At 66.3% G+C, this 2,582-nt stretch carries 3 protein-coding genes; 1 reads left to right on the plus strand and 2 read right to left on the minus strand.

The annotated features are described in order from the left end of the window. The coding region (locus tag sphst_RS14515) for a RelA/SpoT family protein (RefSeq protein ID WP_159043651.1) at positions 1–1,365 on the minus strand (1,365 nt) is incomplete at its 3' end. 236 nt (positions 1,366–1,601) lie between these two features. Here sphst_RS14515 and sphst_RS14520 point away from each other — a divergent pair. Continuing rightward, on the plus strand, positions 1,602–2,003 hold the full coding sequence (locus sphst_RS14520) for a winged helix-turn-helix transcriptional regulator (RefSeq protein WP_042467067.1): 402 nt from the start codon (positions 1,602–1,604) through the stop codon (positions 2,001–2,003). 4 nt (positions 2,004–2,007) lie between these two features. On the opposite strand, the gene sphst_RS14525 is transcribed toward sphst_RS14520, so the two are convergent. Further along, on the minus strand, positions 2,008–2,436 hold the full coding sequence (locus tag sphst_RS14525; protein WP_107045743.1) for an acyl-CoA thioesterase: 429 nt from the start codon (positions 2,434–2,436) through the stop codon (positions 2,008–2,010). Positions 2,437–2,582 lie beyond the last annotated feature (146 nt).

A 2,582-nucleotide genomic window follows, 5' to 3' on the forward strand; every position in this document is an offset into this window, starting at 1 on the left:
CGGCGACTGGCCCTTCGACCGCAGGATCTGCACCTGGTTGCCGTTTTCGATCACGGTCGAGAGCGGCACGACGCGGCCGTCGATCTTCGCGCCGACCGCCTGGTCGCCGAGATCGGTATGGACCGCATAGGCGAAGTCGATCGGCGTCGCGCCCTTGGGCAGCTGGATCAGCTCGCCCTTGGGGGTGAAGGCGAAGATGCGGTCGGCGTACATCGCCATCCGCGTGTGTTCGAGCAGCTCCTCGGGGCTTTCGGCGGTGTCGAGGATCTCGACCAGGTCGCGGATCCAGCTGACCTGATGCTCGCCGCCGCCGATCGTCTGGCCGCCGCTCTTCTGCTTGTACGCCCAGTGCGCGGCGAGGCCGAATTCGGCCTGGGCGTGCATCGCCTCGGTCCGGATCTGGATCTCGATGCGCGCATTGTCGGCATGGATCACGCTGGTGTGCAGCGAGCGATAGCCGTTGCGCTTGGGCGTCGAGATGTAATCCTTGAACCGGCCGGGCACCATCGGCCAGCGCTGGTGGATGATGCCGAGCGCGGCGTAGCAGTCCGCCTCGGTCGGGACGATCGCGCGGAACGCCATCACGTCGGACAATTGCTCGAAATTGATGTGCCGTTCGGACATCTTGCGGAAGATCGAATAGGGATGCTTCTCGCGCCCCGCGACCTCCGCCTCGATGCCGGCGCGCGACAGCACGAGTTTGAGCCCCGAGGCGATCTTGGCGATGCGGTTGCCGTCGCCGTCCTTCAGCTGCTCCAGCCGGCGGTTGATCGATTCGGAGGCTTCGGGTTCGATCTGTTCGAAGGCGAGCGTCTGCATCTCGCGCATGAACTCGTACATGCCGATCCGCTCGGCGAGCGGCGCGTAGATGTCCATCGTCTCCTTGGCGATGCGACGGCGCTTCTCGGGCTTGGCGATATGATGCAGCGTGCGCATGTTGTGCAGCCGGTCGGCGAGTTTCACCAGCAGCACGCGGATGTCGTCGGACATGGCGAGCAGGAATTTGCGCAGGTTCTCCGCGGCGCGCTCATTCTCGGTCTGCGCCTCGATCTTGCTGAGCTTGGTGACGCCGTCGACGAGCCGCGCGACCGACGGGCCGAACAGCCGCGTGATCTCCTCGGGCGTGGCGACGGTATCCTCGATCGTGTCGTGGAGGATCGCGGTGGCGATCGTCTCGTCATCGAGATGCAGGTCGGTGAGGATGCCCGCCACCTCGATCGGATGGCTGAAATAGGGATCGCCGCTCGCACGCTTCTGCGACCCGTGCGCCTGCATCGAAAACACATAGGCGCGGTTCAGCAGGGCCTCGTCGGCATCGGGATCGTAATCGAGGACTCGATCGACGAGTTCATATTGGCGCAACACGGAACATAGATGGGGCCGCAGCGTGTTGCTTTGCAACCAAAAGCGTCCGGTCACCGTGATAGACGCACTCGATGAGCGCATCGCGCGGCGGAATGCGATAGGCTAGACCGGGGTCGGGGGGAGCCGGGACGATGGGGATTTCGGGGGGAATTTCGCGGGGAATATCGCGGGGAACTTCGCGGGGGATTTTGCGCGAGCCGCTGCGCGAATGCAGCCTGCCGGCGGCGCTCGAGGCGATGGGGGAGCGCTGGTCGTTCCTGATCCTGCGCGCGGCGTTCAACGGGCTGCATCATTTCGAGGAATTCCAGGCCGAGCTCGGCATCGCGCGCAACATCCTGGCGAACCGGCTCGCGCGGCTGGTCGAGCACGGGATCCTCGCGCGGCGGCCCTTGCCCGAGGATCGCCGCAAGATCGCCTATGGGCTGACCGAAAAGGGCTTTGCGCTGCTGCCGACGATGATCGCGCTCCGGCAATGGGGCGAGCGGTGGGAGACGCGGATCCCGGCCTTCCCGATCCTGGTCGATGCGCGCGACCGGCAGCCGATCGAACAGGTCGCGGTGCGCGCGCATGACGGCCGCGTGCTGGGCCGGGGCGAGCTGATCTGGGCGCTGCCGGGGGAGATCGGCGCGACGGACTGAGCGGTCAGGCGGGGGTGGCGAGCCGCGCGATATGGTCGCGGATCGCGGGCGGCAGGGGTGCGGGGCGGCCGGTCGCGAGATCGACATGGACGCTGACCATCGTGATCACGGTGTGGAGCGCGCCGCTTTCGGCATGCGTCAGCTCGATCCGCTTGGTGAGGCTCGACGTGCCGACCCGCTCGATCCGGACATGCGCCGCGATCGTGTCGCCGAGGCGGAAGGGCGCGAGATAGTCGATCTCGGTGCGGCGGACGTTGAATTCGGTGTCGTCCCAGCCGGGCACCGCGGCGGCGATCCCGCTCCAGTCCCAGAAGTCGGTGATCGCGACATCGGCATATTCGAGATAGCGCGAGTTGAAGACGATCTTCTGCCCGTCGATCTCGGCGTAGCGGACGCGCAGGGTGGTGGAGAAGGCGAAGCCGGGGCGGGTCATGGCTTGGGGGATGGCGAGGGCGGGGGTTGCGTCAACCTTTCGGGGGGGTGGCTTCCTCCTTCGTCATCCTGGACTTGATCCGGGACCCAGAGCCACGGTGCTGCTTGGCTCTGGATCCTGACTTTCGTCAGGATGACGGGGGGGGG

This window comes from Sphingomonas sp. STIS6.2 (assembly GCF_000732685.2).
Taxonomy (GTDB): domain Bacteria; phylum Pseudomonadota; class Alphaproteobacteria; order Sphingomonadales; family Sphingomonadaceae; genus Sphingomonas; species Sphingomonas aerolata.